This is a genomic window from Lacrimispora sp. BS-2, from assembly GCF_040207125.1.
Taxonomy (GTDB): domain Bacteria; phylum Bacillota; class Clostridia; order Lachnospirales; family Lachnospiraceae; genus Lacrimispora.
In genome coordinates, this window is sequence record NZ_CP157940.1 from 1,702,214 (window position 1) to 1,729,213 (window position 27,000).

29 protein-coding genes and 2 pseudogenes are annotated in these 27,000 nt (G+C 38.9%); 9 read left to right on the forward strand and 22 right to left on the reverse strand.

Annotation, left to right across the window (positions count from 1 at the left end; translation table 11 throughout):
- Nucleotides 1-70: 70 nt before the first annotated feature.
- Together ABFV83_RS08050 and ABFV83_RS08055 are read right to left on the reverse strand one after the other, a co-directional pair.
- Nucleotides 71-2,335 (reverse strand): YARHG domain-containing protein, encoded by a 2,265-nt coding sequence (locus ABFV83_RS08050; protein WP_349948368.1) that lies wholly within the window; start codon nt 2,333-2,335, stop codon nt 71-73.
- 308 nt (nt 2,336-2,643) lie between these two features.
- Nucleotides 2,644-3,027, reverse strand: a complete 384-nt coding sequence (locus ABFV83_RS08055; protein ID WP_349948369.1) for a VOC family protein — start codon at nt 3,025-3,027, stop codon at nt 2,644-2,646.
- Between the two features lie 380 nt (nt 3,028-3,407).
- Between ABFV83_RS08055 and ABFV83_RS08060 the strand changes: the two genes are divergently transcribed.
- Complete coding sequence (locus ABFV83_RS08060) at nt 3,408-3,623, forward strand: hypothetical protein (protein ID WP_349948370.1); 216 nt, start codon at nt 3,408-3,410, stop codon at nt 3,621-3,623.
- A gap of 219 nt (nt 3,624-3,842) precedes the next feature.
- Here ABFV83_RS08060 and ABFV83_RS08065 read toward each other — a convergent pair whose 3' ends face one another.
- From ABFV83_RS08065 to ABFV83_RS08105, 9 genes are all read right to left on the reverse strand, one after another.
- Nucleotides 3,843-4,202 (reverse strand): NifB/NifX family molybdenum-iron cluster-binding protein, encoded by a 360-nt coding sequence (locus ABFV83_RS08065; RefSeq protein ID WP_349948371.1) that lies wholly within the window; start codon nt 4,200-4,202, stop codon nt 3,843-3,845.
- Nucleotides 4,195-5,043, reverse strand: coding sequence for an Mrp/NBP35 family ATP-binding protein (locus ABFV83_RS08070; protein WP_349948372.1), 849 nt, complete (start codon nt 5,041-5,043; stop codon nt 4,195-4,197). Before ABFV83_RS08070 ends, ABFV83_RS08065 begins: the two co-directional genes overlap by 8 nt.
- Nucleotides 5,044-5,143: 100 nt before the next feature.
- Nucleotides 5,144-6,004: a 4Fe-4S binding protein gene (locus tag ABFV83_RS08075; protein WP_349948373.1), complete on the reverse strand. Its 861-nt coding sequence runs from the start codon at nt 6,002-6,004 to the stop codon at nt 5,144-5,146.
- On the reverse strand, nt 5,982-6,386 hold the full coding sequence (locus ABFV83_RS08080) for a hypothetical protein (RefSeq protein WP_349948374.1): 405 nt from the start codon (nt 6,384-6,386) through the stop codon (nt 5,982-5,984). The genes ABFV83_RS08075 and ABFV83_RS08080 overlap by 23 nt, the downstream gene beginning before the upstream one ends.
- A 181-nt stretch (nt 6,387-6,567) precedes the next feature.
- Complete coding sequence (locus tag ABFV83_RS08085; protein WP_349948375.1) at nt 6,568-6,945, reverse strand: DUF134 domain-containing protein; 378 nt, start codon at nt 6,943-6,945, stop codon at nt 6,568-6,570.
- A 592-nt stretch (nt 6,946-7,537) separates the two neighbouring features.
- On the reverse strand, nt 7,538-7,768 hold the full coding sequence (locus ABFV83_RS08090; protein WP_349948376.1) for a hypothetical protein: 231 nt from the start codon (nt 7,766-7,768) through the stop codon (nt 7,538-7,540).
- Nucleotides 7,769-7,965: 197 nt separating this feature from the next.
- Nucleotides 7,966-9,024, reverse strand: a complete 1,059-nt coding sequence (locus tag ABFV83_RS08095; RefSeq protein WP_349948377.1) for a YdcF family protein — start codon at nt 9,022-9,024, stop codon at nt 7,966-7,968.
- A gap of 206 nt (nt 9,025-9,230) precedes the next feature.
- Nucleotides 9,231-9,617 (reverse strand): SPFH domain-containing protein, encoded by a 387-nt coding sequence (locus ABFV83_RS08100; RefSeq protein ID WP_349948378.1) that lies wholly within the window; start codon nt 9,615-9,617, stop codon nt 9,231-9,233.
- Entirely contained in the window at nt 9,571-10,014 is a 444-nt protein-coding gene (locus ABFV83_RS08105) for an SPFH domain-containing protein (protein ID WP_349948379.1), read from the reverse strand. The genes ABFV83_RS08100 and ABFV83_RS08105 overlap by 47 nt, the downstream gene beginning before the upstream one ends.
- 212 nt (nt 10,015-10,226) lie before the next feature.
- On the opposite strand from ABFV83_RS08105, the gene ABFV83_RS08110 reads away from it, so the two are divergent.
- A complete protein-coding gene (locus ABFV83_RS08110) occupies nt 10,227-10,478 on the forward strand; it encodes a hypothetical protein (protein ID WP_349948380.1) in 252 nt (83 codons plus the stop codon).
- Between the two features lie 193 nt (nt 10,479-10,671).
- Here ABFV83_RS08110 and ABFV83_RS08115 read toward each other — a convergent pair whose 3' ends face one another.
- The 3 genes from ABFV83_RS08115 to ABFV83_RS08125 form a co-directional block, all read right to left on the reverse strand.
- Complete coding sequence (locus ABFV83_RS08115) at nt 10,672-11,295, reverse strand: hypothetical protein (RefSeq protein WP_349948381.1); 624 nt, start codon at nt 11,293-11,295, stop codon at nt 10,672-10,674.
- A 177-nt stretch (nt 11,296-11,472) separates the two neighbouring features.
- Nucleotides 11,473-12,234, reverse strand: a complete 762-nt coding sequence (locus tag ABFV83_RS08120; RefSeq protein ID WP_349948382.1) for a nucleotidyltransferase domain-containing protein — start codon at nt 12,232-12,234, stop codon at nt 11,473-11,475.
- Entirely contained in the window at nt 12,234-13,256 is a 1,023-nt protein-coding gene (locus ABFV83_RS08125; RefSeq protein ID WP_349948383.1) for a nucleotidyltransferase domain-containing protein, read from the reverse strand. The genes ABFV83_RS08120 and ABFV83_RS08125 overlap by 1 nt, the downstream gene beginning before the upstream one ends.
- Before the next feature lie 1,188 nt (nt 13,257-14,444).
- Here ABFV83_RS08125 and ABFV83_RS08130 point away from each other — a divergent pair.
- Complete coding sequence (locus ABFV83_RS08130; RefSeq protein ID WP_349948384.1) at nt 14,445-15,410, forward strand: helix-turn-helix transcriptional regulator; 966 nt, start codon at nt 14,445-14,447, stop codon at nt 15,408-15,410.
- A 323-nt stretch (nt 15,411-15,733) separates the two neighbouring features.
- Here the strand turns inward: ABFV83_RS08130 and ABFV83_RS08135 are convergent, their stop codons facing one another.
- The gene (locus tag ABFV83_RS08135) at nt 15,734-16,228 is read right to left on the reverse strand and encodes a DUF4489 domain-containing protein (protein ID WP_349948385.1); all 495 of its coding nucleotides are present in this window, start codon (nt 16,226-16,228) and stop codon (nt 15,734-15,736) included.
- Nucleotides 16,229-16,781: 553 nt separating this feature from the next.
- Nucleotides 16,782-17,162, reverse strand: coding sequence for a hypothetical protein (locus ABFV83_RS08140; protein ID WP_349948386.1), 381 nt, complete (start codon nt 17,160-17,162; stop codon nt 16,782-16,784).
- Between the two features lie 74 nt (nt 17,163-17,236).
- On the opposite strand from ABFV83_RS08140, the gene ABFV83_RS08145 reads away from it, so the two are divergent.
- Together ABFV83_RS08145 and ABFV83_RS08150 are read left to right on the forward strand one after the other, a co-directional pair.
- The gene (locus tag ABFV83_RS08145) at nt 17,237-17,953 is read left to right on the forward strand and encodes a hypothetical protein (RefSeq protein ID WP_349948387.1); all 717 of its coding nucleotides are present in this window, start codon (nt 17,237-17,239) and stop codon (nt 17,951-17,953) included.
- A 38-nt stretch (nt 17,954-17,991) separates the two neighbouring features.
- Nucleotides 17,992-18,432 (forward strand): ABC transporter permease, encoded by a 441-nt coding sequence (locus ABFV83_RS08150; RefSeq protein WP_349948388.1) that lies wholly within the window; start codon nt 17,992-17,994, stop codon nt 18,430-18,432.
- Between the two features lie 582 nt (nt 18,433-19,014).
- Here the strand turns inward: ABFV83_RS08150 and ABFV83_RS08155 are convergent.
- Both ABFV83_RS08155 and ABFV83_RS08160 read right to left on the reverse strand, forming a co-directional pair.
- Nucleotides 19,015-19,830, reverse strand: a complete 816-nt coding sequence (locus ABFV83_RS08155; RefSeq protein ID WP_349948389.1) for a carbon-nitrogen hydrolase family protein — start codon at nt 19,828-19,830, stop codon at nt 19,015-19,017.
- Between the two features lie 277 nt (nt 19,831-20,107).
- Nucleotides 20,108-20,295, reverse strand: a pseudogene (locus ABFV83_RS08160) (hypothetical protein); the annotation flags it as partial.
- A gap of 662 nt (nt 20,296-20,957) precedes the next feature.
- On the opposite strand from ABFV83_RS08160, the gene ABFV83_RS08165 reads away from it, so the two are divergent.
- Nucleotides 20,958-21,521, forward strand: coding sequence for a 6-carboxytetrahydropterin synthase (locus ABFV83_RS08165; protein ID WP_349948390.1), 564 nt, complete (start codon nt 20,958-20,960; stop codon nt 21,519-21,521).
- A gap of 326 nt (nt 21,522-21,847) precedes the next feature.
- Nucleotides 21,848-22,333 (forward strand): helix-turn-helix domain-containing protein, encoded by a 486-nt coding sequence (locus ABFV83_RS08170; RefSeq protein ID WP_349948391.1) that lies wholly within the window; start codon nt 21,848-21,850, stop codon nt 22,331-22,333.
- Between the two features lie 82 nt (nt 22,334-22,415).
- Here the strand turns inward: ABFV83_RS08170 and ABFV83_RS08175 are convergent, their stop codons facing one another.
- The 3 genes from ABFV83_RS08175 to ABFV83_RS08185 all read right to left on the reverse strand — a co-directional run bounded on the left by ABFV83_RS08175 (nt 22,416) and on the right by ABFV83_RS08185 (nt 24,326).
- Nucleotides 22,416-22,955, reverse strand: a complete 540-nt coding sequence (locus ABFV83_RS08175; RefSeq protein ID WP_349948392.1) for a methylated-DNA--[protein]-cysteine S-methyltransferase — start codon at nt 22,953-22,955, stop codon at nt 22,416-22,418.
- A gap of 31 nt (nt 22,956-22,986) precedes the next feature.
- Entirely contained in the window at nt 22,987-23,115 is a 129-nt protein-coding gene (locus ABFV83_RS08180; RefSeq protein ID WP_349948393.1) for an Ada metal-binding domain-containing protein, read from the reverse strand.
- A 560-nt stretch (nt 23,116-23,675) separates the two neighbouring features.
- Nucleotides 23,676-24,326: a flavodoxin family protein gene (locus ABFV83_RS08185; protein ID WP_349948394.1), complete on the reverse strand. Its 651-nt coding sequence runs from the start codon at nt 24,324-24,326 to the stop codon at nt 23,676-23,678.
- A 124-nt stretch (nt 24,327-24,450) separates the two neighbouring features.
- Here ABFV83_RS08185 and ABFV83_RS08190 point away from each other — a divergent pair, with 124 nt between their 5' ends.
- Nucleotides 24,451-24,777 (forward strand): helix-turn-helix domain-containing protein, encoded by a 327-nt coding sequence (locus ABFV83_RS08190; RefSeq protein WP_349948395.1) that lies wholly within the window; start codon nt 24,451-24,453, stop codon nt 24,775-24,777.
- Between the two features lie 137 nt (nt 24,778-24,914).
- Nucleotides 24,915-25,310: pseudogene (locus ABFV83_RS08195) on the forward strand (flavin reductase); the annotation flags it as partial.
- A 214-nt stretch (nt 25,311-25,524) separates the two neighbouring features.
- Here the strand turns inward: ABFV83_RS08195 and ABFV83_RS08200 are convergent.
- Nucleotides 25,525-26,898 carry an amidase family protein gene (locus ABFV83_RS08200; RefSeq protein ID WP_349948396.1) on the reverse strand — a complete coding sequence of 458 codons (1,374 nt, stop codon included), beginning with the start codon at nt 26,896-26,898 and terminating at the stop codon, nt 25,525-25,527.
- Nucleotides 26,899-27,000 lie beyond the last annotated feature (102 nt).

Below are 27,000 nucleotides of genomic sequence, written 5' to 3' on the forward strand. Positions count from 1 at the left end.
TCAATTCAAAGCCACCTCTTACCTGTTTATCTCCCTTTATTTTTTTGGATATGATATACGCTTCAAATTTTCACTCCATATTTTGCTGCTGTTTCTGAATCAAAGAGATATTGAACCGCTCGGTTTCATTCAGCATATTTTCTTCAAAATCTTCTGGAGCAATGGTTCCTTCATACCAGCTGCATTGATTAAAATATCTCTTCAGTTCCTGATCAGCAAATCGCCTGCCATGTCTTGCATAAATCTCGTTTTTGGCGATCCGCTGCTGGCCGGCTGAAAGATTCCATAAATCCTGCTCCTGCAACCGACTATGGCTGCTGTTAGGAAATACAAATTCAGCCCCGTCATATTTTGCCGTATCAGACTGAATCCGGAAAGCATCCCGGATTTGACCGGTCTCACTTTGCATCTTATTGTATTCCTCTCTTATTGCACTGTCTTCCATATAAAATGTCACATCTGTTGGCCGTGACATTACGTAGACATAGGGACCATCATATCCCCATACTTCATAATCCGGCAGATTCACATAGCTGCAGTCCGAATACGTCTGAATATAGAATAAAACTCCATCGCCCATCAAATCATAGGATTTTTTCTGATGGTAGCTGCACCCTCCCTCAAACTCTTTTCTAACTGCAAGGCCATTCCAATCTTCCGGCAAAACCAGCTCAAAGCCTGGCGCCTGGGAATCAGAAGCCTGAAAAGCCGGCTCCTGCTCCGTTTCAGACACCTCCGTTTCCATTGACTCCTCTTCTGCCTTCGCTGTATCACTTGTTTGCGATATGAGTTTTTCAGCTTCAGTCTCTTCATATGCTCTCGTTTCACTTGCTCCCGAATATGTACCCATTAACATATCGCCACCAAACACAACCGTACAAATGCAAAGCACCCCGGTTAAAACAATCCGGCACACAAGTCCGGCCTTATCTTTGAGAAAATCCGGGGATTCCAAATAGGTACAGGATCCATATCTCATGGCCTCCCTGACGGCTATATTTTCAGGGCTGTACGAAAGCAGATTATTGCAGATATCTTTTGCCTTTTCAGTTTCACCTGCCTGCACATGAACTTTCATCTGAATGGGCATAAGCGGGATACGATGAAATGCATCTGGATAACGATCATAATACACATTCACGTAGGCTTCTGCTTGTCCAAATTTCCGATCCATATAAGCCTTCCTGATTTCAGTTAACAGAAGTACCGCCTCTCCCTTCTTTTTTAATTTAGGATAATTATTTACAAGCTGCTTCTGGTATGCAAATTCTGCTTCGGCCTCTTCTCCCCTTCCTAACCCCAGGAAGCATGCCTGAAGAATATTACTGTGAAACAGCTGCATCATTTTCTTTTCCTGAACACCTTTCCAGCCATAATCCGCCAGTCTCAATGCCTGATCATATCTTCCTGCCCTGGAAAGTCCAACGGCAGCATTATGTACTTGTATCTTATAGTAAGACTGATAACGGTAAGAACCATATGACGCCTCCATTAAAAAAGCTGCAGCAGCAGTAAGAGGCCGATTCTCTCTTGTAAGTACCTCTATATGCTTTATTGCCCAATAAACTTCTAAAACAACTCCTAAACTTACAATCACCAGAGTGAAAATTAAAACAGTTCTTATACGGTCTGCTGAATTCAGAAAAACCCACCTGTATAAATATTCCTGAAGAACGTAAAGACTTAATCCACATACAAAAAATACTATCAGGCACCGGTTCCAGTATCGTCTCCTGTCATGAATCAAAAACCACCGTTTCCCGGCTTCAAATGCTGCCTGATTTTCCGGATAATCCATAAATTCCAACAGTATTTCTTTTGCATGGTCTCTCTTTTTTTTATTATTCTTAAAAAACGGAAAAGCGCCCAGTATCCCAAATATGGCAACAACATACGGGTAAAGGTACGCCCGAATATTGGCCATCCCGCCTTCACTACAGCGAATGGAAGACAGCCCCTCAGAACTTAATATTTCCCATTGCCACTTTTCTGTATTGTCAAGGCCAAGCAGCCAAAGATGAATTGGCGTGCTGTCTGATATTTTTTTCCTGATATTTCCCTCTATTGTCAGCCTCGTCTGCTGCTCTTCCGATTTTCCTGTATTGCTGACCGCAACATGAACGCCTTTTACCGCAGTAAAAACATCAACATTCCCGCCATTTGCCCCAACATTAATTACAAATTTCTGATCTGACGGCATAATTTCCATATCCAAAAAATGCAGCCGCTTTCCTTCACTCAGAGAAATCCACAGTACAAAGCAACCGATCAAGACGCCCAGTCCATAATATAAGAACCGCACTTTGCTTAACCTTACCCCAACTTTTTTATCCATTCTTCCACTCCTGCTAAAAATATATAGAATAAATTTAATGATAGCACAAAAATGAATCAAAGAAAAACTAAATCATAAATATCTTCTAACAAATCATCTTTTTGCTCTTCTGTTTTTAATTCTTATTCAAGCGGTTCCTTCTGGCCGCCTAAATAATTCGGCCTGCCTGATGCCGCCCTTAATAGCATAAAAATAAGCCCGATAAAAGGGCCAGTTAATTTATTTATTTTGTTTTGTTAAATAATATAGCAAAAGCAGTATCCTGAATTTGAAGAATACCGCTTTTAGCCTGAGACTAGCATTTGTTATTAATGATTCCATACTACAAAGCAAAACGGATGCCCGGCAGGATCGAGCATAGTAATCCACTCTTCACCGCCATATTGCTCATTAGCAATTTGGGCACCTAATTTAATTGCTTTTCCAATCGCTTCCTTTAGTTCATTTTTATCGGCTACTGCAAAGTCCAAATGCGCCATCATTTGCTGTTGCCCCGGTTGTGATGGCCATGTTGGAGGAATGTAATTTTCATCATATTGAAAAGCTATTCCCATTTCTTCTTCATCCGAGTGTATCCCCACAAAAGTATCTAGTTCAAATACCACTGGCCAATGCAAAAGACCTGTGTAAAAAGCTAGCAGCTGCGGTATATCGCTGCATTCTAAAATCACTGTTTTTAATTTAATTGCCATATAGACCTCCTTTGGTTTTCTTTATTGTAACAAAGAAGGATATTACTTAAAACCTCAATAACAATTAATAAATAACTATGAGTACAGCATTATTGTTATACTAAATAGCGATGAAACAATGGGGTTGAATGGGGTAATTCCCATGGTTTTGATTCCCGGCTGTTAATGGGGGCCAGTCACCCGGTATTATCTTCCCTATTGTACTTTTAGGCGGCATAGTGATCGGTCATGTCAATTACATATTTACCGCAAATTTATTATTCTGAGTAGTTTAATTGCTGTTTTAACTCGTAATTTAAGATTTAAAACGAACATATGTTTGCTTTTTGATTTTGTATATGTTATACTACTTATGAAAAGATACATAAGGAGTAATTATAATGGAAAAACAATTTAAAAAAGATGAATGTTGCGTTTTTATTGAATACGGATTAAATGCGTTGGAAGAAATAGGTTGGTATGGCGAAACAAAATTTGTATGTCCTCTGTGCGGATATAATAATGCCAACGCTAAAAGGATTAAAACACCTAATAAAGTTCGTAATAAGTCAACCTGGTTATATTGTGAAGAATGCGGAATGCTTGTTCATGGATAAAGGATCAGAGGGAAAGGCATAAATGTCCTGCCTCTTTTTTATAGAGGGATTATTTTTATTATTTAGTTTCAAGATTTCCTGAAGGCTAAATATTTACAATGATTTGACTTCTACGCTTTTTTAAGAGCAAGGAGCGCATTTTCCCTGCTCTTAAAAAACAGACACCAAAAGCTGCTATTGTAATAAAATAAAGTGCAGTCTTCCTATATAAATCCTTAACTATTCTCCGCATTCATCGTGATGTTGGTGCTCATGGCAAACAGAACCTGTAGATTTCAGAGTACCTTGCAGATAAGCTTCCGCTGCTGCTTTCGCATTACCACTTGCCCCGACGATCACTTCTATGCCTTTTTCATTAAAGATATCAACGGCACCGCCGCCCATTCCACCTGAGATAACTACATTAACCCCCCTGTCATTTAGAAAGTTAGGAAGAAATCCAGGCTTATGCCCTGGGTTTGGTATAGACTCACTCTTAACAATCTGATTGTTTAAAGCTTCAAAAATATTGAAGTTGACGCAATGCCCAAAATGCTCGGTTACCTTTTCGTTTTCACTTGCCACAGCAATTTTAATCATTTTCTTTCTCCTCCATTTTTTCTAATATTTTTGCGACTGAATCAAACCAGTTTCCGTCAAAAAGCTCTATCATACCCTTATCGCATGCAGCTGAAATTTTCGGATCAATCGGCAATTTTGCAAGAACCTTTAAGTTATGCTTCTCAGCAATTTCTTCAATATGGCTATCACCAAATATTTTATAATCCTTGCCGTTATCAGGACATTTAAAATATGACATATTTTCTACCAGGCCAATGATGGGTATCTTCATCATCTCAGCCATTTTGACCGCTTTCGATACAATCATCGATACCAGCTCCTGCGGAGATGTGACTATTATAATCCCATCAACGGCAATTGATTGAAATACCGTAAGGGGAACATCACCGGTGCCCGGCGGCATATCAATGAACATGAAATCCACATCGCTCCAGATAACATCAGTCCAGAATTGCTTGACGGTACCGGCAATAATCGGTCCTCTCCAGACAACCGGATCGGTATCGTTTTCTAAAAGTAAATTGACAGACATAATGTCAATGCCAGTCCTGGTTTTGACGGGAAATAATCCAAATTCGCTGCTCGTAGCTTTTTCCTTAATACCAAAGGTTTTAGGAATAGACGGCCCAGTAACATCCGCATCAAGAATGGCGGAATGAAACCCCATTCTGTTCATTGTAACCGCCAGCATGGAAGTAACGAGTGACTTTCCGACACCTCCTTTGCCACTGACAACACCAATCACCCTTTTGATGCTGCTCATTGTGTGCGGTTTCTCAAAGAAATCGGTTTTTTGTTCTTGTCTTTCTGCACACTCTTCCGAGCAGCTGCTGCAACTTTGGTTGCAATTATTGCTCATAATATCAGCTCCTTTATTTTTCATTATTATTATTTTGAGTTTCTTTTTTAAACGTTCTTAGTTCTTCACCATGATCATCATACCCCTAGCCACCGCCTTCTTAAAACAGCAGTTCCATGGTCTTTTTATAGATATCTTTTACTGCCGCCCCCGCTGCACAATTACTATCCACAATGGTCTGCCCTCGATTGATGGCTTTGACTGCTTCCGGATCAAAAGGTATCTTACCCATAAAAGGCAGGCCTTGTTTCTTACAAAGCGCCTGGATTTTATCTGTATTTCCATAATTGGTATTAAATTTGTTAACACAAACTGCTGTTTTCGTTCCAAACTTTTCCGCAGTTTTTATAATTCGCTCCATATCACTTATGCCTGATATGGAAGGTTCAGCCACAATTAATACCATGTCCACACCCCTAAGGGATGCAATGACAGGACAGCCTATACCAGGAGAACCATCAACAATAGCAAGTTCGACATTCGCTGATGCCGACTTCATCTGTTTTTTCACCTCAGTGACCAGCTTACCAGAAGTACCGCTGCCCATTTTAAGTTCTGCTGTTGAAAAAACTTTTTCTTCATTCTCATACAACATAAGCGCTCCGGCTGCAGCTGGCTTTAAAGATACAGCGCCTGTAGGGCAAATGGCTTCACAGACCCCACAGCCCTCACAAGCAAAAGGGTCTGCCTTGTATGTCTTATTTATAGAAATAGCATCAAACCTGCAGTTTTGTCTGCACTGGTCACATTCAATACACTGTTGCGGGCTTATCTCAGCTTTGGGCAGGCCATAATAATCTGCTTTCACCGGTTCAGAACGCTGTCCTGTTATAAGGTGTAGGTTCGGTGCATCCACATCACAATCCGCGTAAGCCCTGGCATTGGAAAGCTTGATATACGCGCTGGCTATCGTCGTTTTTCCCGTGCCACCTTTGCCGCTAAGGATTAGCAATTGTTTCATGCCGCACCTCCTTTGTCACTGTTTCTAACAGAGAAGAAAAAATTGCCTGATATTTTTCATTTTCCCTTACGGCAATTTTTGCATTTGAATTCAACATCCCAAGCTCATTATCAAATGGAATTCGGCATAATATCTTAATGTTTCTTTCCAAACAAAAATTTTCTGCAGGATTTTCTCCTTCCAAACATTTATTAAGAACCACTCCGCATTGCTTACCTCCATGACTATGAAATCCAGCATGAATTTCATCCAGCAAAGAAAGTTTTCCGGCAATAAACGCATCAATATTCTCTTTGGCTGGAGCATTTGTGGTTTTGAATATTTTGATATCAGCAGCATTGAACACATCAACAGCATTTTCACCACATCGGGGAGTAAGCAATGCGTCTGCCTTATTGTCTACGATTATTTGTGCAGCCTTAACCCCTCGCCGCCTGTACTTACCGCTGCAGTGTTACCAAGAAATGTACCTTCTTTCGTCTCCGAATCCACATCAGTCTTCGGCATACTATGAACATTTTGAGGACACACAAAGGGTTCAATTACTTTTTCTGAATATATGATCAATCACCTTGATCCTCATTATCCGGACACCCACGGCTTCGCTCATATCTACGGCAGCCACGACCACAACCATTTCCCATACCGTCGCAAAGCCGATATTCGCCTCCTTCAATCAACAATACCTTTCCGTTTACTAATGATTCAGCCAGCTTCTTTCTCGCTTCGATATAAATACCTTGTACCGTTGTGCGAGCGACATTCATCTTATTTGCACACTCTTCTTGTGTAAAGCCTTCTAGATCGATAAGTCTTATCGTTTCATACTCGTCAACTGTCATATTCACACAATTCGTCGCATCTGCAGGGAAACCAAGAGGTCCGAATCGATTGCTCTCGGGTAAGCAGCATACTTTTCTCCATTTCATTGGCCTTGGCATAATCCTATCACCTCACTCGCATTATGTAGTAGCAGTGTTTATAGTCCCGCTCCAAGGACTTTATTACTATACTGTTTTAGATACTGTGGACTGGTTTCACCTCTCTCCCGCTTGATGATTTCAGAAAGGAGAAAACCGATAAAGCGGATTCCCATATCATTGCCGCTATACTTATGTCTGGCATGAACTTGAAATCCTGCTCAGACACATCTTATCGTAAAGAAGTATTTAAATCATATGACCCGCTACCGTTTTGATTAAGTGCAGGAGCGGGCATAATATTTCCAGATGCCTCTCATATCTCTTCTGCCCATTTTATAAGGCTGTCAAACCTCTCTATGAAGCATCCAGGTGCCATACGATTTAAACCCCCTTTATTTATGACATATGTCAATTACATTTTCTATTATACTCAGTTTATGACATATGTCAATTACTTATGGAATATTTATTCTAATATACTTATTAAAAATATTTTTTTAAAGCAATTAATGTCAGCAAATTGCATTCATAAAAGCCCGCCCATGGCTGATAAACATAAAAAAGAGTAATCGTTAATTAACGACTACCCTTAATTATTGGTTTTTGGGGATTATAAAGATTTATCTACCTTATTTTTAGCTTCCGAAAGACTGGCTCCTGGCCTTTTCCTTTGTTGTTTCATGGGCATTTTGTACTGTGTTTCTGCAAATTTAAAGTGAACAATATCCTCCACATCCATATCCTGTAGCTTATAGTCTTGATATCTATCAATTTTATATCCAATAGCACAATGGTATGGGTGAAGATAGCCAAAATCAGGTAATAGGAAATTCTCATGCATAGAGTCTACACCACCATGCCAGCATTTTAAAATTCCTCTGGCAAATCTCCTTTAAAAACGTGAGCCATTTATGTGTATTGCAAGACAGCAATTGCCTCTCATAGATATTCTCAATTTTACATTGCTCATAGATTGTCTTTCTCAATAAAGTTATGTTTGTTGAGGAATAGTTCTGCTATCTCTGTATTTTCATGAGATTACAGATTTTGCAAATACCAACTCAGTAAATAGCCTGCACCCAATATGAAAAAAGAAGCACCTAAAACAACGACATATTTTCTACGCCAAAATACCAGGTAAGCGATCCATTCACGAACAAAGGCATTAAGGGAAAAATATAGCTTGGTACGGGAGCCGCGTCCATCGCATAAAATTCCCAGATGCTTGGATAAAAGCAGAGCGCGGAACACATGGTAACGATTTGTAACCACCAGCAGATTTCCTATTTCCCCTTGTGCGTCCTGCTGAATCATCTGATAGGAAAATTTTAGATTTTCTTCAGTATTCACAGATTGGGATTCTACCAGAATATCCTCTTCAAGAACACCATGCTCTATAGCATAATACTTCATCGCTTCACCCTCCGGGAGGGCCTCATCGCTTCCTTTTCCCCCAGAAAACACCAGACGGCTGCCAGGATTCTGATGGTACGCTTCTATTCCTTTTTGAATCCGGCCCGCCAAAAGTGGTGTTACTTCTGTGCCATTTCTCAATCCACTTCCCAAAACAATGATATACCGGTATATTTTTCGACGGTTTCTCAGCAAATTTAAAAAATTACTTATCGTATACATTGCAAATAAAGAAAGAGTAAAGAAGAACACAAACGAAAGGTATACATACAAAAAATTGAAGAAATCATTCTCCCATATATCACTCAACATTGGCCAGACCACCAAATATGCGATATAACATACACCAAATCCAAGAGAAAGCATATGCGAAAGGGAAAATCCCTCTTTGCGTATTAATTGGATTCCTGAAATCAACATCGTTGTAATGAGCACAAACGGAAACATCAAAATTGCGGCTGCAAGTACAACCGCACAAACCACTAAAACGATGCGAACAGGTAAAAATTGTTCAAATGTTACTAGAACAAGAACGCACAGTCCTAATATCGGTAATAGCGCCGCCAGAAATGAAATCCCTAACCAGAGGCTTCTTTTTTCTTTGTGATACTGCCACTCAAACCATGCTGTTCCTGCAATAGCAATCAATACAAATGGAATAATAAAAATTAGTTTGTAATTCATAATAATCTCCCGGTTCAGTTGTCAGAGTTAATGCCAATTACAACCAACCTCCAGCACAAGTCTAACTATTTTCTAAATTTTTTAAAAAACTATAAAAACTATTATTACTTGGTGAAATAATAACAGTTCTGCCATCATTTTTCAACTTTTCAAATACCCTTTGATTCCTATTGTTTGCATTAATGATATAAGATATTAGCATTATATTATGTTTCTGCAACTCTGCCCATCAGCTCCCGCAGCTGCTCCAGCAGTGCACCGCTGCCGGCTACGTTGATATTACCGACCTGCATGCAGATCCGTTCCAGACACTCTAATTCCTTTAATTTATACAGCGTTTTATTTTCATCCATTAGCTTTGCCGTATTCAACAGCGACCGGGTGGAAGCTACTTCTTCTCTCCTGGTAATGACATTAGCCTGAGCTTTCCGCTCGGCGATCAGCACGGTATTCATAATATCCCGGATCTCTCCCGGTAAGATAATATCCTTAATACCGACAGTCAAAAATTCGATGCAGTAGTCATCCTGTACTTCTTTCAGCTGCTCACAGATAAAACCTGAGATTTCTTCTTTTTGCTCCAGAATCTTCATCCAAACGATATTTGCCGATATATTCCCTGACTACCAGCTGCACGCAGGCATATATCTGAGCTTCCAGATTTTTGATGGTCTCAAGCATTCTTTTCACCTGAGTAACTTTGTAAGTACATAACAGATTGACTCTGATACCGATCCGGTCGGCTGTCAGGATTTCCTGGCCGTTGATCTCTATGGTTCTGGCTTTTAAGTCGACCACCATCTGATTGTCAAAGTACAAAACACCTGTTTCACCCGGTTTAATCTCAACTTTCTTATAATATTTCAACGGAATATGAGCCAGGCAGGATTTTGTTATCTCTTCCTTCATTTTCGGTTCTCTCATATCCAGCAGCTCATACTCATATCGATTCCAATTGTTCCAATACAGATATACCGGCTCGGTCAGCACCTGCTGTACCGTACCATTTGATCGCAGGACACCAATATGCCCCTCCGGAATCCGAATATGTAATACTCTACCGGCAATGTACCAAAATCGACTGAACCTTCCATTTCTTCAATTACAACTTGATAACCAACCATTCCCGGATACCAGTATTTGCCGCAGTATAAGGTTTTAATAAAAATACCGTCCTTCATTAGAAAACCACATTAGTTGTTATGGAGATTTTAGACGAGCGTAATGCACTGGAAAGAACCATGCTCCACTTTTCCTGCTATCAGAAAAAAGTCGAAAGAGTAGATGAAACAGGTAAGTATCGCTGTTCCATCTACTACGACAAAACCAGGGAAACCGAGCTGCTAATTCAGGTGCTGGCATTTGGCCCATTGGTGCGGGTGCTGGGACCAGTTTCCTTTCTGAATCAGGTTAAGGAGCGGGTTCGCCGGCAGCAAATACTAAACCCACCATAAAACAAGTATTATCTATCATAAGTATAAATTTACATAGTGTTATTGATGGACGAGGGACAGTAAACATCCCGTCAAAACAATCAATTATAGGGATAAGTATACCTTCACTTTACTCCCCCCCTCGTCTACGGGATCATATTTCCAGTCCGAGGCCAAAACACGCCAAATGCATTGGACCTTGGCGGGATACTTCTTAGTCCTCAATCCTTATCCGATACCAGTTTTCTTTTATCCTTATATCGGTTCTGTCTTCATAATCATATTCCATCAATAACTTTGTATCAATCCGGTCGTCCTCGGAATAAACCATAAATTCAGAAGCTCCAAAACGAATTGCATATTGCAGAAAAGCCACATCCTCATGACCAGCTTCGCCACCTACAGAAAAAGCAGTACCTTTTTCTATCTCTCCCCTGTGAATTTTATCTACAACAGTTTGATACCTGCTAATCTGCAAATCGGTTTTAAAATCTGACAGCAAAGGAGATATGTATGGCTCAACAAACCATCCGCACGCAATTAACCCGATGGAAATCAAGACAGACAGCAGGCTGTTTCTAAAATATATTTTCTGTTTCCGATACCGAATCGCCTGTACGATAGTTATTAAAGACAGCATGGGAACAAATAAAACAGATGTAAGCAAGGTTAGAGTAGTCAGAAGTACTGCAAGCATACTGACTGCTGTAAAAACAAGTGATAAACTGTGTACAATTGCAAAGCATAACAGGATGATTCCCGGAATAGAGTATGCTTTTTCTTTTTGTAATGGTTTTGTATAAGAACCCTCTTGAAAACTAATCTTCATTCCACCCATTCTCGCCCCGTCAGTGTATTTTAGTTCTTATATCTGGTATTAAATTCATCATAATATAAGCTCCATTAATTTAAAATTTGTCGGTTTCCTGTTATGCTCATAATCCATGGTTGTGTATTTTCTTCCTGATTCCATTGCGCTCAAATTTTCAAACCATATAAATATAATATATCAAAATTATCCCAAAGTCTTTAAAAAAATATCATTTAGACTTTTCCATTCACGCTTTCTATCATCTGCAATGCCTTCCACATAGTTTTTTTGTCTTCCTATTTCACTGATAATAAAATCCCGGATAATAGGAATCTGCACACCTTTTTCTCGTTCGTCGCTCCTTTTTTTGATTTCCAGCAACTCATTAATTCCATTACGCAGTTCTGCCGGCATATCCATTTTCATAAGATCATCAAATAATACTGGTGGCGGACATTGACATTCCTGTATGTATTTTCCTGCAAGCAGCGGCCTTAAAGCATAAAAATACTTCTTATATTTTACCGACTCTTCCTGTAAATACCGGTTATACGTACTATTTGCAGTTCCGTAATAATGATATGCTGCCACTTTCACAGAAAAGTAGTTTTTTGCCTCATCATATATCTGTTTCCATAATTCTGTCGTCTTATATACAATCGGGGATTTACTCCATTCAAATAAAGTCGCATTTCCCCCGTAAAACTGTTTTAATACTTTCTTTAAATCCCAACCATTGATATCCAGCACTTCATCAAGCTGCCATTCTATAACATCCCTTGATTCATTGAGCTTAAGATAATCTTCTTTTCTTCTGACATAAATAAATCGCACATCATAATCACTATCCGGTAAAGCAAATCCCCACGCTCGACTCCCTGATTCCACCGCATGCAGTACAATCACATTTTCATTCTTTTCAATTTCTAATAACTTTTGTTCAATTTCTTTTGTAATATCACACATTAATAATCACCCTCTATTACTCTTTTGTTAATATACTCCACAAACGCCTCTACTTTTTCCATATCCGGATTATCTGGTAAAACACTTACTTGAACCGCCCTTTTAAGCCGCCCCTCGTAATCAGCAAGTATATCATAAAATTCTATGTCAAATGTCCCATCCTCTCGTTGAAACCCACCATTTCTTATCTTCATAAGCAAATCCAGGTCATTGCTCCGATTCGTATTTATTTCACCTTTTTCCAAGATATCTATCGCCATCATAAACAATCGGATTAAATGCATGGCGTGCTTATTCAAATGATTATCATCCTTTTTCTTATTACGTTTTCCTATCTTATCATAATCCCTCACAACATTATGCATGACAGACCACATATTTTCATAATCACGAAGCGGTAAATGTTTATAGACCGCATCCACAAAAATTTCCGTATCCAATTCCGGGTTTTCAGCCTTATCTATGTAAAGATGTATACTTCCTCTATCGAAACTGGCATAACGTCTCTGAAAGTCCTCCAATGCATTTTTGACCGAATTTAATATATGTCTCTCCTTTTCTGTCTGCGGCATGGAATCCCTGGCTATCGCATTTTGGAGGCGTCTCAGCTGTGCACTGGCATATCCCCCAAAGGATTTTGCTGCCCGTTTTGATAGAAAAATCCCCGTATTATCAAGAAGTTCCTGACCCAATTTCGTCTTTATCAGATACTGCTCTTCGTCTAGTCCAAGAATCTCACAAGTGTTTGGATTACACTCAAGCAGCAGCTTCACTATCTTATTAAATGCATAAATCACTGTATCCGTTTTTCCATCCTCATACTGCTCAAATTCAGTTAAGCCAATAAGATCAGATGGCATATTCAAGGTAATACCCCGAAAATCAATATCACTATCCCCGTTATTTGTACCATAAGCATAACTTCCACCCAGACCAAGAAGGATAATTCTATTCCCTAACCTTTCATGTTCTCTAAGGAAATTATATTCACTTGTATTCATTAGCTTTTTGAAATCTTTCATGTTCTCTCCCCCAGCATTCTATTTAAGCCACTACTTCCTTAATTCTAATTATTCACCCAAAATTCTGAAAGTCCGTTGTTTACCGCTCTTTCCGGCTTAGCAGTCAAACGGTTTCCACATTCCTCGCTGAGATGATTCTGATGCCTGGAGGGCGTGATCGGACCCTAGCTGGATCGATCGGGGCGGGATCCTGAAGTCTGGCAACATTATATTTCTTCTTCACCAATGGATTTTCATTTATTCTTTTTATTGTCTATCTAATATTAAAAAAATAAATTTAAAAAGAGATATATGAAAAATACACAATATAATCCTAATGTTAATATCCCTTAAATAAATTATTGTCTACGAAGAGCATTCCAGCTGTAAACGTAATTACCGGAAAAAATATATACTCACAAAATAACCCTAAGGCGCTGTTTTTATGCCCGGAGAGGTTACCTCCTAAAATGCAGGGCCTTTGTCAACACCTTAAACTTGGCTCAAAATCCTTCATACGCTTATTAACATGATGAAAATCGAGTGTATGAAGATTCCTGCTTATTTTCTTTTCCTGGATCAGGACATGGGCTATGATGACGCTTGACTTTTCAAACATCTCTAAAACTTTCGAAACGTTTTAACAGCTTTCGAAGCTTTCGGTTCATAATATATGTACATATGCCCTGTTGCTGGATAAAGTCCATGTGACGTGTGCAGACGCCGCCAAAATATGCCTCTATCTGGCAATTAGTTTTCTCATATTCTTTTTTTCTCCTTTGATTTTGTGCTTTTTCCCAAAAGATTTACGTGTAGTATTTACTGTACAAGTATAGCATTTTTCGTTAATTTTTTAAATTAAATTTTTAACCTTTCTTATAAAATCAGCAAAAACTCAAATTTAATGGGCGTTTTATCGACATTTTATCTTCTCATATGGTAAAGTAAAACTATATATTGGAATTAATTGTCATCCAATTTTATAAAATATAGGTGCTGTTAAGGATTTTTGCAAATTTTTTAGACATTTGGTTAACGGAAAGTTAACCGGCTATGTGATCGGGCATGGATGATACCAAGAGGTACAGAAAAATCAAAAGATGCAGAATTTAAAAGAGGAAAATGAAATAACAGCAAGTAAAATCAAGCAGCAATCTCTCTATTTCTTTATAATAAATGCAGGGTGATTGAAACGAGGTGAATAAACAAATGTACGAGTGGCAGAAACAAATTCAAATAATCGTTGATGAAATTGACAAATGTATTAAAAGTTATAATGACGAAGCCTTGACACTACGCTTTCTTTCTCGCAGGCTGGGTTATTCCGAATTTTATACAACGAGAAAATTCAAAGAAATATCGGGTATGCAATTTAGGGATTATCTGCGGCATAGAAAATTAGCCTTTGCACTAAAAGAGGTTCGGGATAGTGAAAAAAGCCTTTTAGATATTGCTTTTGATTATGGTTTTTCATCACATGAAGCTTTTACCAGAGCTTTTAAGGGAACATATGGTGTCACTCCAAGTGAATACCGAAAAAAGCCTAAGCCTGTCGTTCTTCGTACAAAAATAAACCCTTTCGACCGCTACTTTTTAGGATTAGGAGAGATTGGAATGATGAAATCTACAGATAATGTTAAAATTTATTTTGTAACCATTCCCGCACACAAATTTTTGCACATTAAAAACTATGAAAGTAATGGGTATTGGGATTTTTGGCAAAAGCAAAGTCTTATTCCTGGACAGGACTACGAAACAATTTGCGGATTACTCGATAGTATCAAGGGCAAATTAGATGACGATGGCGGAAGCGAACCTAACTGCGGAAGCGGTCAGATTATGGCGTACATTAACGACCCAAACGGTAGGCTCTGCGACTGGGGTATTCCGCGTACAGAGTGTTGGGGTGTACGACTTCCTTTTGATTATAAAGGGGAAGTGCCACCGCAAATGCTTATGGCTGATATTCCCGAAGCCGAGTATATTGTTTTTGAACATGGGCCATTCGATTATGAGCAGGAAAATCGTAGTGTAGAGGAAAAGATTGAAAAGGCAATGGCAACTTTTGATTTTGCAGGCACTGGTTACTGCTTTGATACTTCCCCCGGCAGATTAATTTACTTTTATTTTAATCCAGAACGGTTTTTTAAGTATATCAGACCAGTGCGGAAGTAAATAAAATTAACTTCCTATCCATTACACAGACGCTAATGAAGAAATCAAATAGAACATTAAGTAATGTATACACTTGCCGCCATAACAACGGTAATAAAAAACCGTTGTTATGGCGGCAGGATAGCTATGCGTCTGTACAAAATGCAGTAGCCTAACGGCGGTTTTGCCTCTATGGCTAGATGAACTTTCACACAACAAACATACACCAACCTGTCCATGTAAAAATCAATGATCTTCATTGCTGCTATTTGAGAATATAAGAAAGGATTAACTCAAGAGGAACTATCAAAAAAATAGGTATTGCCGTAAAATCAGTACTGAATTTAGCAGTCGCAGCCATTATCGGTAACAATGGCGCTGAGTGTTGCACCACCGATAATAGGACTGACATCAAACGTAACTACAACCAGATAGGTGCAGCAGTCATTCATACAGGAATCGCAACCACAATCACATACATTAAAATTAAATGAATCAGCTATAGTTGCAAAAACTGTTGTGGAATATTCATATATTCCGCCAACTGGAATGAGAGCCAGCTGATCTGAACACTCTTTGAAGATTTGAAATCTATAGCTGCCTATTAAACCTATAACAATATTCGCAGCAAATGAAAGCAGGATACAGGGATGCTCATATTCTGAAGTATCAATCTGTAATGAAGCAATCGTACGCGTTATACCTACTCCAGTAAAATAAGGAAATACAACAAATCCTGGACTTCCGCATCTTAATGCAGTTGGGGTTGATTTTTCTTGTTTCTTCTCACAACAGTCATCGCAGTAGTACTCACATTCACATTCACATTCATAATTCATATAAAAATCTCCATTGTTTAGGAATTATATTTGATAACAAATTTAATAATTTTTACCTGCATCTTATACATTATTATATTACGTTAATTTTAGAATTGTGAGCAACTCAGGATAAATGTTTTTTTAAATGGCATCCTTATGAATATATCAGGGCTAAAAGTCCTGCTTGTCCTCGAAGCTTATACTATCCCAGGTGCTGGTTACTGCTTTGATACTTCCCCCGGTAGAATAATTTACTTTTATTTTAATCCGGAACGGTTTTTTAAGTATATCAGACCAGTTCGGAAGTAAATAAAATTAATTTCCTATCCACTATACAGACGCTAATGAAAAAATTAAATAGAACCTTAAGTAAGTACACATTTGCCTCTTTTAAGGATATGGCGGTATCTTAGGAGGTATCGCCATGTTCTTTTTGATTTTGTATTATGCAAGGACCAAACAGAAAATAAATGTTATGCCTGATTGAGGTTTTCTCAGCCGGCATTTCTGGGTTTATAGAGCCTCGCTGCCGTTCTCGGCCTCCGTTCTTTTAATTTCAGGAAAATTCAAATTATCTGTTCTCTGTAACTCCTGTAACATACGCAACCAACGGCTCCATTGTTGATTGATCCGTAAAATCAATCTGTTTGCCATACATTTCTAACATTGCTTTATCTTCTTCACTTCGCTCAAATATCGGTTTCTTTTCAACCGACTTTTTGTGGCTGATGTGGAGCAGCTTGTCCTCGACGAACCCACAACCGGCCTCGATCCGCTGATGGAGGGCGTATTCCAGCAGTGCGTCAAGGAGATGCGGACTGCGGGAAAGACAGTGTTTCTCTACAGCCACATTCTTTCGGAAGTGGAAGCCGTTTGCGACCAAATAGGCATCATCCGTGGAGGAAAAATGATTGAAGAATGCAGTATGGAAGAACTGAAAGCACTCATCCATCAACAGGAACCGCCTACGTTGGAAGCGTTATTCTTGAACTACTACAAGAGGGATGCCGAAAGGGGGCGCTTAAAGTGATGAAATATTTTCACGGCACACTTTCTCTCACCAAGCTATATCTGCGGCAAAACCGCATCTTCACACTTATCTGGCTGCTGCTGCCTGGGGTATGGCTGGCTATTAACACGATATCGTCGCTGGTGCTGTTTCCTACGCAGGAAGCGTTGGTGGAGATGGGTGTCAGTCTCATTGATCCATTGACAGAGGCCATACACGGGCCACTGCTGGATATTTCAGTGGCCGGATTTGTCACTTGTCGTACCAAAGTGTTTTTGGTGCTGTTGGGCGGGATTTTCAGCGTGGTCCACATGATTCGCCACACCCGGTTGGCCGAAGAACAGGGCAAGCGGGAGCTGCTGGACGCCAACGTCACCGGCAGTCTTGCAACCCTGACGGCGGCGCTTGTGAATATGATTATCATCAACTCTATTGCGGCAGTGCTGGCCGTATTCACAATGGTTGCACTTGGTTTGGGGTTTGCCGGTTCACTGGCCCACTGCCCGGGCTTCTTTGCCTCTTCCTGCGTGTTGGGAATTCTGGCAGGAGTAGCCGCGCAGTTTTTTGTAAGTGCCACGGCGGGCTTGTTCCCCAGCGAACGGGCAGGGCTTTCGCAAAGCCGGGGCTTCGTAATCTTAGTGCCCTTGCTTGGCGCACGCAAAAGAGCCTGTTTCTCGCATGGTTTTGCTTTTACGGAATCTTTTCCTTCGCGATCGGCTGTGCCAGTTACTTGATGGTGAGCGCCGTCAGTTCAGCGAAGGCTTTAGCAGAGTTGATCGAGCGGCTGGGCGGTATAGACCGGGCGTTTTTATCGCTGATGTTGTATATTTTCGGGATGCTGATCTCTATTTATGTGATTATGTCGGCAAGTATTCTTCGCCGGGAGGAGACGGCCAAAGGTGAGACATTATTGTCTATGCCGGTGCATCGAAAGAGACTGTTCTTGAGCCATATGGTCTACAGCTTCGGCGGCTCGGCGGCTATTATGCTGGTATCTGGATTCTGTGTAGGCTTGGGTGCGGTAATCGGCACAGGAGACCGCGGGGCGCTTTCCCGGCTTTTCTTTGAAATGGCGGGAATGATTCCGGCAGTCTGGATTATTGGTGGTATCGCCTTGTTGCTTTTTGGTGCATTTCCAAGGTGGATGATCGGAAGCAGCAGATTCCCGAAGTACTCTACGCCCTCTCTCCCTTCTCCTGGATTACACCGTTGAAAGCCGTCCAGCCAATGGCCGCGCCGCTGGCACTATGTATTGTGACAATCATACTGACTGGAATGGGGATTGCCCTGTTCCGCCGAAGAGATGCGGCGTTGTGATATCGGAAAACAGGGCAGCTAATGATCGTTGGCATTGCTTAAACGGAGCATGTAATTTTAATGGATATTGGCAAATCTTCACAACAAAGATCCGGTAACTTTGGATATTGAATTATATGATAATATAAAGTAAATTCATTCGAAAATACTGTGAATAAATAAAAATAGGCTAAATCTGTAGGTTGTTTAAGTTCACCTAACGCTTAGCCTATTTTAAATTGGAGGTAAATCGATATAGCACATCAGTAGTTGTTCAGCAACTTCCATTCCATCATGACCTGGAAGTTTAATATCCTTTCGTTCACAATTTGTTGAGGCTGTAATTCGGATTTCTGGAAGACGTGGTTTGGCCTTGGCGGAATGATTATTCCAGACAAAATAGACGCTAAGTCTCTTTTTTGAATGGCTCTGTTACGTCCATGTTCTGCTCTTAGATTATGCCATAGATTTTAAGATTTAAGGCTGCCTAAAGCACCACCTATATTTCCTCTACTTTGTATAAGTCTGTTCTTCTGGCACTCAAAAGCGGCAATTTACTTCGGATATTTTTGTTTACTTCCAAATTAATATCGATTACAGCAGTTGTCGGCTTTTCGTCAGCGCGGTAAACAATGTCTCCCCATGGTGATACCACAATAGAATTTCCATATGAAATGTAAGGACCATTTTCATCCCTAGCAGGAGCCACACCGATAGTATACAATTGGTTATCAACTGCTCTCTGACGGAATAAAAGCTCCCAATGGGCAGGACCTGTTATCATATTAAAAGAAGCAGGAACAACGATCATTTGCGCATCTTTCAATGTCATAATCCTACTCAACTCAGGGAATCGCATATCAAAGCAGAGGCAAAGCCCTATTTTAATACCGAAAGCTTCCAACATAGTAATACTGTTTCCTGCAGAAAAAACATCAGACTCTTTAAACCTCTGCCCGCCTTTGACATCAATCTCAAAAAGATGAATCTTTCTGTGTCTCGCTATTTCATTTCCAGCAGGGTCAAATACAAACGAAGTATTGAATATTTGGTTTCCATCTCTTTCTGGCATACTTCCGCCGATAAGAAATACACAGTTATTTTTTGCTGCATCAGACAGCATTTTCCATGTCTGTTCCCCTGCTTGTTCAGCATAAACTGGAAAATTCTTATTACTATAGGGGCACATAAACATTTCAGGAAGTATAACCAACTCTGCACCTTGTTTGGTACACTCGTAAATGCTCTGCACAGCATATGAAAGGTTCTTTTCTTTTTCACTTGTGACTGGCATTTGTATCAATCCCACTTTCATATTAACCTCCATCATATCCTGTTTCTTAATCCATTTTTCTCAATAAAATAAGTAATCCGCCAACATAAATCAATACTATTTCTCACAGCGAAATCAATCAAGTTTGTGTCAAATATCTGCTTCATTTGCTCTTCTGTAAATATCATTCTTCGCGGTGTGTGCATAATTTTTTCCTCGCTGTATAGCCTTATGCTATTAGCTCAGCCCTTTATACTCTTATTTTAGTGCAAATATCTTTCAATAATTTGATCTCTATTATAGATATTAAGTATCCTTATTATTTCAAGACCTTTCTTTTCCAAAATATTTTGATAATCATAGTCAAAGGAAACATATCCATACAACAAACCTTCTCTCTTGAAGAACAACCAAATCCCTAGCCAAGCCAGCCGGCTTGCAAGAAACATAAACAATCCTATCCACGCCAAAATCAATGATCTTCATTACTGCTACTTTTGGGTATAGGAAAGGAGATTCATTAGTCCCCTTGAATTCACAATTGAAGACCTTCTCGAACTATAAGCCATATTATATTATATCATTCTTCCGAAAAAAGTACATAGATTTGCAGAAGATAGCAGTAAATAGCAAATTGAATCAGCTCCGTGGTGTATAGACTCATAGCGCCCCTGGTCTCACCGCGGAAATCACATTGCGGCTCTCAGAGAACGTATTTAGTGGTTGCCCACCACAATAGAGGTAAAAATCATGAAGATGAGTCCCGGCAAACTAAACATAGTAAGAACGATCTAGAAACTCGCGGATATAAATTAACGCGGGATAATTATGCTACTATTACAAACAAGAATACCTTTGGTAAAGCAAGATATTTATACAAGTATCGGATAAAATTATGAAAATTTTATAAAACACAGATAAATAGGACTAATTTATAATATTGTTCAAAATTATTCCATTATGATATTGATATTATATACTTTTTAATATATAATATTATTAAACTATCCCATACCAATCAAAATTGATTACAATATAAACACGCGAAGTACCAATTAGCGATCTATAGTTTTTGATACGGTAATACAGGCAAACTGTCAAAATCAAACATGTGCTCATACGGGAGCAACAAAACAACCCGTAAATATATATTACAAAGGAGAATAAAGATGAAAAGTTTTACTACATTCGATTTGCAATATGCACATAGGTTCTTTGGGTTCAAAGGAGAAGCACAATATTTGCACGGACATACGGGTATACTGACAATTGAAGTCGAAGATACTATTAACGCGGGAGTCAATATGGTATTCCCCTGCAATGAAATTAAGAAAACCGCTTGGGAAGTTTTACAAAACTTTGACCATGCTTTGGTTTTAAGGGAAGACGATCCTTTGCTGCCCGCAATTCTCGGCGTCTACGAAGCACAAGGCATTAAGGACGGCGCACCAACCAATAAGCAAAAAGGTCCCGCTTTCAAAACGGAACTTGCAACAGCGTATCCGGAATGTCGGTTAGTTGTTACGAAAGAAACAATGACCGTTGAAGGTATGATTAAAATAGTTTACGATTTACTAAAAGATAAATTAAATATAGTCAAAATCACGTTTACCAGCGGAGTAAATGGCGCTATTGAAGAATACGAACCCCAAAAAGATATAGACCGTTGCCCATTATGCGGAATTGCGTTAAACGAAAATGGTGTATGTCCCAAATGTGGATACAGGAAATAATGTAATTTGCTATTTTAAATAATAAATAAAAAAAGGCCATAGGCTATCCACATATGGAAGTGGTGTGCTCCCTGTCAAAAGGACAGTAAATAATTAAATGGTTTTTGTACCGTCAGTCATTTTGACTGGCGGTACTTTTATGCCGTTAATAAATATTTCTGATGATACTCCATTGGGACATTACGAATAGTTTTCTCTGTATTCTTTGGTTGTTATAATAATCAATAGGATTTTGCACTTATGGGTAAACGGAAGGTTGAGCAACTGGAGGTACGAACCATGAGTGGCGGTGGGTACGTATTTATGAAGAAATAGGACCGTCAGGATTGCTTAATCAAATACATAATCAGTCCTACTCAAAAGATATAAAGTTGCAGGCTATCCACGATTACCTGAACGGAAACGGCTCTCAGAATGATATCTGTAAAAAATACGGAATTCGTTCTCGAACCCAACTCCGACGATGGATCAAGGTGTATAATACTGGTGGAACGTTAAAAGAAACCACCGGAGGTGCCTCTATGAAGAAAGCGAAAACTACAACACCTGAAGAACGTCTGATTATTGTAAAGGATTGTTTGGATAATGATAAAAATTATGGTGCGATGGCACTCAAATATAACTGCTCTTATCAACAGGTCCGTAACTGGGTAGTACGATATGAGAAAATGGGGGCAGCCGGTCTGGAAGACCGCCGCGGCAGGCGTATCGGTTCACAATCGAGCCGGACTCCGGAAGAGGAACTTCGTAATAAAGTAGCTGAGTTAGAGCGAAAGAATAAAGACTTGCAGATGGAGTTTTATACGACATAGCAACCACTCTTACTAACTAGTTTAGATGAGATAACCATTTACCCCATCTCAATAATCCTCATTTTTCCACTTTCCATTTTTACTACAATGCGGTCCCCTTTTTCGGAACAAAAAAGCGTTCCATATTCACACCCTCCAATGTAAGAAGAGCTGATTTCGTATCAATGCCGCCTGCATATCCGGTCAAACTCCCGTTGGCTCCCACAACCCGGTGACAGGGAATGATGATAGAAATGGGATTATGGCCAACTGCCCCGCCAACCGCCTGACTGGACATGCTGCTTCTCCCCATCTTTTCCGCCATTTTTCTCGCAATATCGCCATAAGTAACTACCTGGCCATAAGGAATTTGACAAAGGATTTCCCACACTCCCTGCCTAAATTTACCACCAATTGGCGCTATCGGCAATTCGGAAACCGCAGGTTTCTTACCGGCGAAATACCGGTCTAACCAATCCTCTGCATTTTTAAAAATAGAACGGCTATGATCCTCTGCCATTTTTTCTTTTATTGTACCGCCAAAATACTTTTGCCCTTCCAGCCATAATCCCACCAGAGCCCTGTCATCAGCAGCCAGTCTAATCACCCCCAAAGGTGAACTGTAATCCGTTGTATAATACATAAAAAAACCTCCTATAGTGAATTCCAAAGATTCAACGTAGCATAACTGCGCCAGGGACGCCAATATATATTCCCGTTGATGACACTCCCATTAAAAAACGGCCATCAAACCTTGCGTCCTTCGCCTTAAATGCCGCATACAATCCAACATCATTCTTCATTTCTTTATCATCTCCTGTTATAAACATGGAAGCTACTCTCATTTGAGCGATTGCTTGCATAAGGTCATTCTTACATAATAATATACTTCGTACGTTCAATGGAATCACCTGAGAATTAACTTTATTTAAGTATATCATACTGATTCAAAATTATCTGGCAATTTTCAGACATAGATATCATTAATATTCTCTGGTATTCCTAAAATATATAATATCGAATCAATTCACTCTGGCTAGCCAGCTCACACATCTATAATAAAACACCAGTCATCTGCCTAAATATGACTGGTGTTTCTACAGTTTAATGCTTATCTATTTTTTTCAAAACGTTCATTTTCCTTATCCCACCACGGTAATTGGAAACATATTTCACTTTAATTGAGTACAAAAGCGCGCCTACACCTCTCCACACACACAAACCTTTGATCTGCTGGTCTTTACGATTCAGCAGAACGAGGGTTTTAACATTCTTTGCTGCTGTAATTCTAATGACCATTGAATTTAGCACAGAATATCTGTAACGTATCAACTTGTCAAATTCTGTGTTGATTTCCTCCTGATTATTTAAATATCTTGGTAAACCTTACGCCTAAATCATATGCCATTTGGCAATGGACAGGGAATTGTTCTTCCTTTACTTTAGCCTTTTTATCTCCGTCAAAGGTAGTAATCACATATTTCGAGTAATCATCAAACTGATATGTATCATTGACAACTAATGCTTCAAAATAGCCGAATACTCTTTCTAAATCCATTTCCGAAAATCTTAATCCTTGTACATATCCCAAGTCATTCATTTGCTCTGCCGTTACATTCATGGTGTAAATAAATGCGGCCGGTATTTTTCTTCCGAATACGCTCCTATAGCCGGTTGTATAGGTTTGATATGGGAACATCAATCTCTCCATAAAAGAGCGCATATTGCCCGTAACCGATTCAAAATAGATCGGGGAACCAAGAATGATTGCGTCTGCATTGGCTGCTTTTTCAAGAACAGGCGTCAATCCGTCTTTATATGCACATTTCCCATAGCTCTTGTCATTTTTCAGTTTGCAGGCAAAACAGCTTATACAGCCTTTATAATCCAGATCGTAAAGATGGATTAACTCCGTTTCGGCTCCCTGGGATTTTGCACCTTCAAGTGCTTTTTCAAGCAGGGTCGCAGTGTTTTTTGTTTTTCTTGGACTTCCATTTACTGCGATAACTTTCATAAAATTCTTCCTCCTAAAGATTGTTCTTGACTTTACTCTTAAAACTATATATCCTTATACAAAAGTATACAAGTATGCACATATTTGTTATATACTAAACTTTTGGTTAGTGTTGGAGGTTTATATGATAGACTTTGAAAGCAGATTCGGAAAATGCCCCATGTACTACACAATGTCAGTAGTCGAGGGCAAGTGGAAATGGATTATCTTATGGGAAATCTATAAAGCCGAAATAATACGGTATAACAAGTTAAGAGAAGAATTGCAGCCTATTGCACATAGAACATTGAGTAACCAACTAAAGGAATTGGAAGCAAGTAAATTGATTCATAGGGAACAATATAACGAAGTTCCTCCTAAAGTAGAATACTCATTGACCAATAAGGGGAAAACGCTTATTCCTATCCTTGATCTTATGTATCAGTGGGGAGAGAAGCATATCAATAAGTGAATGAGGGATTACCGGTTGGCACAAAACGTATATCCACTGTACAATCTGTTATATTTAAAAATCGACCTTCTTCAATATCTCTATTGGGTATATTCCGGACCTTGCTTGCCTTTGTATAGATATGAGGCAAAGAAAAGAAGCCGATATTTACTGTTCTTGTTAGAGAAAATAGATTTACCAAGCATCAGCTTGAACAAAACCCTGAATTTACAATAAATATGCCCTATGGACCGTTTAATAAAGAAATATTGGGATTTTGTGGGACAAAATCAGGACGCCAAGTTGATAAAATCAAAGAGCTTAATTTAACACTCGAAGCCCCTAATATCATTTCGGTTCCAGCAATCAAAGAACTTCCGTTAACACTTGAGTGCAGAATTATATACAAACAAAAACAAGACAGCCATGCAATTACCGAGGAAAATAAAAAGAAATTTCATCCTCAAAATGTTGACAGTTCATTTCCTATGGCAAATAAAGATTTTCATACTGCCTATTACGGCGAAATTGTTAGTGCATATATTATAGAATAATTAAATACATTAGTTAAACTTTAATCATATTAGAAAACAGATGATGATATAAGGGAAACTGGGCATAACAATTCAAGTTTTATAGGGGATATCCCAAGAAACAGCGTTATAATACAGACAAGGACAGAACCTTGAAATAACTGTTCTGTCCTTGTATAACTATCAACATATCTTATATCAGGAGTATCCCAAAGATTGTGTAATCACAGCTTTTTTAATACCCAATAAATTTAGGTTCAACTCTTCTGCCTGCGATTTGTTCTATTGCATAAGCTGTGTTTAATAATTCTTCATCAGTTTGGGCGGTGATATTTATTCCAAAAGGCATTCCATCATTATATAGCCCGCAGGGTACTGTAATCGCCGGTAAACCTGTATATTGAACAATTGGGTGATCTTTAAATATAATACATACATTTACATCCTTAAGCTGATCCTTCATATATAGTTTAGTGAACTCTATATCTTTTAATATATCCAGATAAATAGATTCTGTCATTTCACCAGAGGTATTATTCTGGGCATCTTCTAATAATATTTGACCATATCTTAAAGTTTCTTCTTTATGAATATTGTTAAAATCAATTATTTCCTTTAAATTTTTTATTTTATAATCTAACGGTAATTCAGCTAAATATTGATTCATCGCATGTTTAAACTCATATTTTTTAATGATATCTATCTTTTTATTAGGAATTGTGTTGAGATGTATTTGTTTTAAGATTGCACCAGCTTCCTTTAAGTTATCTAAAACACCATTAGCCTTCTTTTCTTCTTCCTGCGACATATTATCTATGGCAGATTGATCAATTCCTATTACAGTACCTTTAAGATTTGTCTTTTCTGTAAAGTGTATTTTATTAGCTGATATTTCATTAAAAATAATGATTGCATCTTTAACGGTTCTTGTCATGGGACCAGCCATATCAAGAGTAAAACTTATCGGTATAATCCCTTTTATGCTCAAAGTCCCCTTGCCTGGACGATACCCTACAATACCATTCTTTAAACCGGGGGATATGATAGAGCCAGAAGTATCCGTGCCAAAAGCTGCCGTACATAAATTAGCTGCTACTGCAACTCCTGAACCGGTGCTAGAGCCTGCCGGATTTTCACCTAAAACGTATGGTGATTTTACAATTCCTCCTTTGGAACTATATCCGTTTGGCATTCCTTTCGTCATATAATTGGCAAATTCAGTCATATTTGTTTTGCCAAGAATAACAGCACCTTTTTTTCTCAAAATTTTTACAATCTCAGCGTCCGTTTCTGGGCTTGAATCTGCCAATGCCAGTGATCCTGCGGATGTGTGCAATCTATCTGCAGTATTTATATTATCTTTTAAAAGAATAGGTACCCCATAAAGCAAACCAGAATCATCCTTATTTCTTTCATCAAGCTCTTCTGCTATTGTAATAGCATCAGAATTTATCTCAAGAATAGAATTTAATCCATTAAAACCTTTGTCGAAAGAGTCAATTTGCTCTAAATATTGTGAAACAATCTCTTTTATAGAGAAAGTTTTATTTTTTATTATTTTACTTAATTCAGTTATTGTTACTTCGTTTAAATTTATTTTGGCTGCCATATTAATCTTGTATAATGTTTTTAGAAGTTAAACACCATAGCTTCCTTTCTTTTTAATATCGTGGTTCAATACATTCAGATACTGTGGACTTTTGATTATTGC

Bases quoted from the DNA above. Each gene is read 5' to 3' on its own strand.
- ABFV83_RS08055 (WP_349948369.1), bottom strand. From the start codon at position 3,027: ATGGCAATTAAATTAAAAACAGTGATTTTAGAATGCAGCGATATACCG.
- ABFV83_RS08155 (WP_349948389.1), bottom strand. From the start codon at position 19,830: ATGAAAGTGGGATTGATACAAATGCCAGTCACAAGTGAAAAAGAAAAG.
- ABFV83_RS08065 (WP_349948371.1), bottom strand. From the start codon at position 4,202: ATGATTAAAATTGCTGTGGCAAGTGAAAACGAAAAGGTAACCGAGCAT.
- ABFV83_RS08050 (WP_349948368.1), bottom strand. From the start codon at position 2,335: ATGGATAAAAAAGTTGGGGTAAGGTTAAGCAAAGTGCGGTTCTTATAT.
- ABFV83_RS08175 (WP_349948392.1), bottom strand. From the start codon at position 22,955: ATGTATTATACAACGGATTACAGTTCACCTTTGGGGGTGATTAGACTG.
- ABFV83_RS08085 (WP_349948375.1), bottom strand. From the start codon at position 6,945: ATGCCAAGGCCAATGAAATGGAGAAAAGTATGCTGCTTACCCGAGAGC.
- ABFV83_RS08110 (WP_349948380.1), top strand. From the start codon at position 10,227: ATGGAGATTTTAGACGAGCGTAATGCACTGGAAAGAACCATGCTCCAC.
- ABFV83_RS08165 (WP_349948390.1), top strand. From the start codon at position 20,958: ATGAAAAGTTTTACTACATTCGATTTGCAATATGCACATAGGTTCTTT.
- ABFV83_RS08200 (WP_349948396.1), bottom strand. From the start codon at position 26,898: ATGGCAGCCAAAATAAATTTAAACGAAGTAACAATAACTGAATTAAGT.
- ABFV83_RS08095 (WP_349948377.1), bottom strand. From the start codon at position 9,024: ATGAATTACAAACTAATTTTTATTATTCCATTTGTATTGATTGCTATT.
- ABFV83_RS08125 (WP_349948383.1), bottom strand. From the start codon at position 13,256: ATGAAAGATTTCAAAAAGCTAATGAATACAAGTGAATATAATTTCCTT.
- ABFV83_RS08140 (WP_349948386.1), bottom strand. From the start codon at position 17,162: ATGGATGAGTGCTTTCAGTTCTTCCATACTGCATTCTTCAATCATTTT.
- ABFV83_RS08185 (WP_349948394.1), bottom strand. From the start codon at position 24,326: ATGAAAGTTATCGCAGTAAATGGAAGTCCAAGAAAAACAAAAAACACT.
- ABFV83_RS08130 (WP_349948384.1), top strand. From the start codon at position 14,445: ATGTACGAGTGGCAGAAACAAATTCAAATAATCGTTGATGAAATTGAC.
- ABFV83_RS08075 (WP_349948373.1), bottom strand. From the start codon at position 6,004: ATGAAACAATTGCTAATCCTTAGCGGCAAAGGTGGCACGGGAAAAACG.
- ABFV83_RS08100 (WP_349948378.1), bottom strand. From the start codon at position 9,617: ATGAAGATTCTGGAGCAAAAAGAAGAAATCTCAGGTTTTATCTGTGAG.
- ABFV83_RS08070 (WP_349948372.1), bottom strand. From the start codon at position 5,043: ATGAGCAATAATTGCAACCAAAGTTGCAGCAGCTGCTCGGAAGAGTGT.
- ABFV83_RS08190 (WP_349948395.1), top strand. From the start codon at position 24,451: ATGATAGACTTTGAAAGCAGATTCGGAAAATGCCCCATGTACTACACA.
- ABFV83_RS08120 (WP_349948382.1), bottom strand. From the start codon at position 12,234: ATGTGTGATATTACAAAAGAAATTGAACAAAAGTTATTAGAAATTGAA.
- ABFV83_RS08060 (WP_349948370.1), top strand. From the start codon at position 3,408: ATGGAAAAACAATTTAAAAAAGATGAATGTTGCGTTTTTATTGAATAC.
- ABFV83_RS08135 (WP_349948385.1), bottom strand. From the start codon at position 16,228: ATGAATTATGAATGTGAATGTGAATGTGAGTACTACTGCGATGACTGT.
- ABFV83_RS08090 (WP_349948376.1), bottom strand. From the start codon at position 7,768: ATGCATGAGAATTTCCTATTACCTGATTTTGGCTATCTTCACCCATAC.
- ABFV83_RS08115 (WP_349948381.1), bottom strand. From the start codon at position 11,295: ATGGGTGGAATGAAGATTAGTTTTCAAGAGGGTTCTTATACAAAACCA.
- ABFV83_RS08180 (WP_349948393.1), bottom strand. From the start codon at position 23,115: ATGAAGAATGATGTTGGATTGTATGCGGCATTTAAGGCGAAGGACGCA.